Here is a 6,587-nt window from a genome sequence, read left to right on the forward strand (position 1 = left end):
AATTCATGTTATCGCTAAAATTATTTCAAATTTCACAGTAAAACCGGGCTATCATTTTGCTATTTTCAACGTTTTACAAAGAATTGATTTAACTATAGCGATAACATATTTTTAAATATCAATAGATACTAAGATTTTCATTATCTCGATCAAATTGAATGTTTGATATCCATAAGCAAACTAAAGTTTTCTAGGCGTTTATCTGTATCGTAAATATCGCATGTAAAAATAAACTCATCTACCTGAGTCTGTTCCAGTAGGTCCAGTAAGCCATTTTTAACAGTTTCACTACTACCAATTTGAGCCATGGCATAAAAATTATCAACTGACATTTTTTCTGGAACAGACCATAAACCTTCCATACTTTTTACAGGTGCCTTTAATTTTAGGCTTTGGCCACGAATTAAACCAAGTACGCGTTGATAAGCGCTTGTTGCAAGGAACTGTGCTTCTTCATCTGTAATTGCTACAATTGTCGGTACACCGATAGATACATAAGGTTGTGCAAGGTATTTTGATGGTTCAAAATTTTCGCGGTAGAGCGTAATCGCTGACTGCAGCATACGCGGTGCAAAATGCGATGCAAAAGAATAAGGTAAGCCTAATTTTGCAGCAAGTTGTGCACTGAATAAACTTGAGCCAAGCAACCAGACAGGAACGTGGGTGCCATGACCTGGTGTCGCAACAATTTTCTGATGAGGAACAGGATCGTCAAAATAATTTAAAATCTCTACAACATCATGTGGAAACTGATCTTCAGTTTCCTGACGACCTCTACGCAGTGCTCGCATAGTAACTTGGTCCGTGCCAGGGGCACGGCCTAGCCCAAGTTCTACACGGTCAGGGTATAGAGTTGCTAAAGTACCAAATTGCTCTGCAACAACCAAAGGGGCGTGATTAGGTAACATAATCCCGCCAGAACCTACTTTTAGTGTTTCTGTATTTGCCAATAGATAACCCAGAAGTACGGATGTCGCAGAACTGGCAATGCCATCCATATTGTGATGCTCCGCAAGCCATAGACGATCATAACCGAGTTGTTCAGCATGCTTTGCTAATTCCAGTGCGTGTTTTAAAGAAAATTCAATGGTTTTATCATCCCGCACTGGTGCGAGTTCTAATATTGAGAATTTGGTATCTTTAAGTGTTGGCATTGGAATATCCTTAAATGTTTATATCGAAATATTACGATATAAGTTCTGCTTTGTATATCGTGTTTAATCGATATATAAAAAACATTACATAAAAAAAGCACCCGAAGGTGCTATTAAATTAGGTCTAAATAAACGGGGAAGATCAGCGTCCATGGCGGTGATGTTTATAGTGACCACGATGCAATCCATTGTCATGGCGATAATAACCACGATCATAACGGTCACCACGATATCTATAACTATCGTCATAACGTCGGTCCTGACTTACTTGACGACCTAGCGCAGAACCACCGCCTGCACCAAGAGCAGCGCCAATATATCCACCTGTTGTACCACCGATGCTTTTGCCAGCAGCATAACCACCGACACCACCAAGGCCACCACCAATTGCAGCACCAGCACGATCACGACGGTTACTTGAAACAGCAGCACCTCCTGCACCGCCAACAGCAGAGCCAATCATGGCACCTGTATTCCCGCCCATTTGTTTACCAAGTGCAGTACCAACTACACTTCCTAGAGCAGATGTCGCTGCTACACCTAGACCGCTGTCCGCATGCGTGATTCCGACAGTAGATGTTACTAATACGATTGCATATAACCATTTATTAAATTTCATAGCTCACTCCATTTTGAAGCTTTTATCTGCTTTTGTTCATTGAAGTTAAAGTAACAAAATAATTCTGACTGAATATGGAGGATTTTACTGGGAGTATTGTAGTTTAGTGAATTGATTGTTTCTGATTTGTTGAATTGTGAAGTTTTTATAAATGAGACTAAAAATAAAATATCATCCAAAATAAAAAAAACGCCCTGAGTAGGGCGTTTTCATTTTGATCATGTTTAACAATTAACGGCGGTGATGACGTTTTTTATGATAACGTTTATTTGAAGAGTGCTTATCTTTTGAAATTTTGTTACCGAGAGCACTACCAGCACCAGCACCTAGAGCAGCACCGACATATCCGCCAGAAGTACCACCGATACTTTTACCTGCAGCATAACCACCAACACCACCAAGACCACCACCGATAGCGGCAGAAGTACGATCACGCCGATTGGCAGCAACAGCAGCACCGCCTGCACCACCAACTGCAGAACCGATCATGGCACCTGAGTTGCCACCCATGTGTTTACCAATAGCTGCACCAGCAACACCACCTAAAGCCGAAGTTGCTGCAACACGAGCTGTATTATCTGCATGGGCACTTACTGTAAATAATGAAGTTACTGCCAATGCAGAACTAAAAAGAATCGCGTTTAATTTCATTGTTTGCTCCATGTCCTATATCTATATCTGGACAGCTCTATCTCAATGCAGTAAATGTAACAAAAGGATTCACTAAAAATGTGGAGATGAACATCTTTTCCTAACATGTTTGGTTTCTGATTGTATGCTTTCTATTAATATTGTCTAAAAAAATATCAGAAAAAGAGAAATTTTGAATTTAAAGTGAAGAATGNTTTGCATCAATCAAGTATGTAAATCAGATGATGAAATCTTTTTTATCTGCAATTTAATAGTTATGTCATTTAAACCAGAGAATCGTTACACTATGCACAATTCGGATTTACTTATTACTTCGTATATATAAATCGAAGCTAAGGTATAGATTGAGATACAGCTTAAAATGAAAGAATCGTTACGTTTACGTTTAGATCAATTATGTGATCGACATGAAGAATTAACCGCATTATTAGCAGATGCAGAAGTCATTTCAGACAATAAACGCTTTCGTAACTTATCACGTGAACATAATGATTTAAGTGAGATTACTGAAGTTTGGTCTAAATACAAACAAGCAGAAGAAGATATCGAAACTGCGGAAAGTATGCTGTCAGATCCTGATTTTAAAGATATGGCACAAGAAGAAATTCAGGAAAATAAAGCCTTGCTTGAAAGTCTTGAATCAGATTTAAATATTCTAATGATTCCAAAAGATCCAAATGATGCCAATTCAGCTTATCTGGAGATCCGCGCAGGGACGGGTGGGGATGAAGCTGCCATTTTCTCGGGTGATCTATTCCGTATGTATAGTAAGTATGCTGAAACACAGGGTTGGCGTATTGAAATACTGTCAGAAAATGAAGGTGAGCATGGCGGTTATAAAGAAGTTATTTGCCTGATCAATGGTGAAGGTGTATATGGCCGTTTGAAATTTGAAAGTGGTGCACACCGTGTACAGCGTGTTCCTGCGACTGAATCTCAAGGGCGTGTGCATACTTCAGCATGTACTGTTGCGATTTTGCCTGAAGTAGATGTTGATACTACCGTAGAAATTAACCCTGCGGATTTGCGTATTGATACATACCGTGCTTCAGGTGCAGGTGGTCAGCATATTAACAAAACTGACTCGGCGGTACGTATTACCCATATTCCTACAGGAACTGTGGTCGAATGTCAGGATGAGCGCTCACAGCATAAAAATAAAGCTAAAGCGATGGCACTTTTGGTATCTCGTTTAGAAAATGCCAAACGTGCTGCCCAGGATGCAGCAACTTCAGAAATGCGCCGTGATCTGGTTGGTTCGGGGGATCGTTCGGAACGTATCCGTACATATAACTATCCGCAAGGACGTATGACAGATCATCGTATAAATTTAACGCTTTATAAGCTAGATGCGATTATGGAAGGTGATTTGACCGAGTTATTAGATAGTTTGCATCGCGAGTACCAGGCAGATCAGTTAGCATTGCTTGCACAGCAAAATGGTGGCTAATGAATATTGCAGAAGCTTTGGCAGTTCGGGGTGAGATTGATAGCTACGAACGGCAAGAAAATGCATGGTTGCTTGAGTTTATTTTAAAACTGAATCCGCTTGAATTTAAATTTAGGGCTGCTCAGAATTTGACTGTTGAACAGCAACAAGCATATCTTCAGGCAATTCAACGTATCGAAAATGGTGAACCTTTGGCATATATTATTGGTTCTCAACCCTTTTGGACTTTAGACCTTAAAGTGACAAGGGATACTTTGGTTCCACGTCCTGATACGGAAGTTTTAGTTGAAACTGTTCTGGCTTTAAGCTTGCCAGCAAATGCAAATATTGTTGACTTGGGTACAGGCACAGGAGCAATTGCATTATCACTTGCGAGTGAAAAGCCAGACTGGAATATATCCGCAACGGATATTTATTTGCCTACTTTGGATGTAGCCAGAGAAAATGCCGTTTTACATGATTTAAATCGAGTTAATTTTTTTTGCGGTGCTTGGTTTAATGCTTTGCCTAAGCAAAAATTTGATTTGATTGTATCCAATCCACCTTATATTGATGCTGAAGATGAGCATATGCTTGATTTACGATCTGAACCTGAACGAGCATTGGTGGCAGGAAATAAGGGACTGGCTGATATAGAAGTTATTATCTCGCAAGGTATAGACTGGTTAAATGATCAGGGATGGATTGTGTTAGAACACGGTTATGATCAGGGTGCTGCTGTTCAAGCCATTTTTCAGAAATCAGGCTATAGTCATATAAAAACCATCAAAGATTATGCAGGGAATGATCGTGTCACTTTAGGGCAGTGGATTTAAAAATAAAGCTCTATTGAGCTTTATTTTTTATCATTTTCACGCCATCTTAGTAGAAAATTTTCTAGAATCTTCATTCCCTTATCTGATATTTTACCTAAAACAGCTAAAAGAATAATGGAAATAATTACAATATCTGGTCGCGATGTTTCTCTACCATCCGTGAGAAGATAGCCAATACCTTGAGTTGCCGCAATGAGTTCGGCAGCAATCATAAACATCCACGATAAACTTAGACTATTTCTTAGGCCAGTCAAAATTCCAGGCGATGCAGCAGGGAGAATAATCTGGAAAACCTGCTGCAAGTATGACAAACGGTAAACTTTTCCTAGCTCTATCAGCTTATGGTCAACATTTTGGATGGCAGCAACAGTATTGGTATAGGTTGGGAAAAAAGCACCTATAGCAATCAAGGTAATCTTGGAACCTTCGTCAATACCAAGCCAAAGGAGTAAAAGGGGGATCCAGGCAAGGCTTGGAATTGATTTGATAGCAGAAAATGTGGGTTCTAAAAATTCTTCGACCTGTTTATTTAGACCTACCAGAACAGCAAAAAATAGTCCAAGACCACTACCAATAAAGAATCCCAGAAAAACTCGCCATGTGCTGGTATAAATATGTTTCCACAAATCATTTTGTACTAAATCCAGGAATGATTGCCATAAGCTACTTGGTGGAGGTAATAGATAAGCATCGATAAAACCTGCCCGTACTGCATATTCACATAGAATGATAAAAATAATAGGCAGTGTTAATCCTTTAATCCATTTTTTGACTTTTGAATAAAGACCAGAGCGCTGATTGTTCTGGCTTTGTTCAATAAGTGGTTTACCCTTACTGGATAATGTCGATATTCCCATTATTTTTTAACCACTTTTTGTGCATATTTCGCATCAAAGAGCTGATCTACAACTTGTGTAATATTCGTTCCTTTACGGACTAAATCTTCTTCGGTCAAAATCGAACCTGCTTTTTTAAGCGCGGTAACTTGTTTGGCTGATGGAATATTTTGGTCGAAATTAGTTCTGCTTAACTGTAGTTTTGCAACAGCTAAAGGAAGTTTTGCTTCACGAGCGAGTAATTCAGCTAGTTTATCTGGGTTAGCTTTAGCCCATTTTCGGGCTTCTTCATAGGCTTTAATGACAGCTTCAATGGCTTCAGGGTTTTGTGATGCAAATTGATCTTTGACACTTAATACACTGTAACTATTAAAATTAACATTACGATAAATAATTTTTGCTCCTGATTGTATCTGAGCTGAAGCCATAAGCGGGTCTAAGCCAGCCCAGGCATCAACTTGTCCACGCTCAAGCGCTGTTTTTCCATCAGGGTGTTGTAAGGGAACCAAATGCACATCACGTTTATTCAATCCTACTGTATTTAAAGCTTGTAAGGTAAAGAGATAAGGGTCAGTACCTTTGGTTGCAGCTATTTTTTTACCTTTAAGTTCTTTAAGTGATTTTATATTAGAGTTTTTACCTGTAACTAAAGCTGTCCATTCAGGTTGGCTCTGGATATATATGGTTTTAATCGGGCTGCCATTAGCACGACTTAAAACAGCAGCCAAGCCAGCTGTAGAGGCAAAGTCAACGCTACCACTATTCAAGTATTCAAGAGACCGATTACTTCCTTGACTAAAGACCCATTTAATTTCTGTTTTAGGTAAAGTTTTTTCTAATAATTTTTGTTCCTTTACGACTAAACTTGTAGGTGAATAATAAGCATAATCAAGCTTTAATGTTGAGGGTATAGCAGCTAAAACATATCCACTACTTAGTGAGGCAATGAGTATGGAAGATAAAAGTGAAAGTTTTTTAGAAAAGTGTTTCATGGATACCCCCTAGAAAAAAGGAGTTAAATATGTATCTCTTTACGTGAAATTTCACAAAACAAAATTAAAG

At 38.9% G+C, this 6,587-nt stretch carries 6 protein-coding genes and 1 pseudogene; 2 read left to right on the top strand and 5 right to left on the bottom strand.

Annotated features, from left to right (window positions below):
- Positions 1-149 precede the first annotated feature (149 nt).
- The 3 genes from KPC_RS16680 to KPC_RS16690 form a co-directional block, all read right to left on the bottom strand.
- Positions 150-1,154, bottom strand: coding sequence for an LLM class flavin-dependent oxidoreductase (locus KPC_RS16680; protein ID WP_121975477.1), 1,005 nt, complete (start codon positions 1,152-1,154; stop codon positions 150-152).
- A 142-nt stretch (positions 1,155-1,296) separates the two neighbouring features.
- Positions 1,297-1,773: a hypothetical protein gene (locus tag KPC_RS16685; RefSeq protein WP_121975478.1), complete on the bottom strand. Its 477-nt coding sequence runs from the start codon at positions 1,771-1,773 to the stop codon at positions 1,297-1,299.
- A gap of 231 nt (positions 1,774-2,004) precedes the next feature.
- On the bottom strand, positions 2,005-2,424 hold the full coding sequence (locus KPC_RS16690) for a glycine zipper domain-containing protein (protein ID WP_121975479.1): 420 nt from the start codon (positions 2,422-2,424) through the stop codon (positions 2,005-2,007).
- A 361-nt stretch (positions 2,425-2,785) separates the two neighbouring features.
- Here KPC_RS16690 and prfA point away from each other — a divergent pair, with 361 nt between their 5' ends.
- Both prfA and prmC read left to right on the top strand, forming a co-directional pair.
- A complete protein-coding gene (gene prfA / locus KPC_RS16695) occupies positions 2,786-3,874 on the top strand; it encodes a peptide chain release factor 1 (RefSeq protein ID WP_121975480.1) in 1,089 nt (362 codons plus the stop codon).
- Entirely contained in the window at positions 3,874-4,689 is an 816-nt protein-coding gene (gene prmC, locus KPC_RS16700; protein ID WP_121975481.1) for a peptide chain release factor N(5)-glutamine methyltransferase, read from the top strand. The genes prfA and prmC overlap by 1 nt, the downstream gene beginning before the upstream one ends.
- Positions 4,690-4,709: 20 nt before the next feature.
- Here prmC and KPC_RS16705 read toward each other — a convergent pair.
- Positions 4,710-5,453: pseudogene (locus KPC_RS16705) on the bottom strand (ABC transporter permease); the annotation flags it as partial.
- A 92-nt stretch (positions 5,454-5,545) separates the two neighbouring features.
- On the bottom strand, positions 5,546-6,517 hold the full coding sequence (locus KPC_RS16710; RefSeq protein ID WP_121975483.1) for an aliphatic sulfonate ABC transporter substrate-binding protein: 972 nt from the start codon (positions 6,515-6,517) through the stop codon (positions 5,546-5,548).
- Positions 6,518-6,587 lie beyond the last annotated feature (70 nt).

It is taken from the genome of Acinetobacter stercoris (assembly GCF_900323515.1).
Classification (GTDB): Bacteria; Pseudomonadota; Gammaproteobacteria; order Pseudomonadales; family Moraxellaceae; genus Acinetobacter; species Acinetobacter stercoris.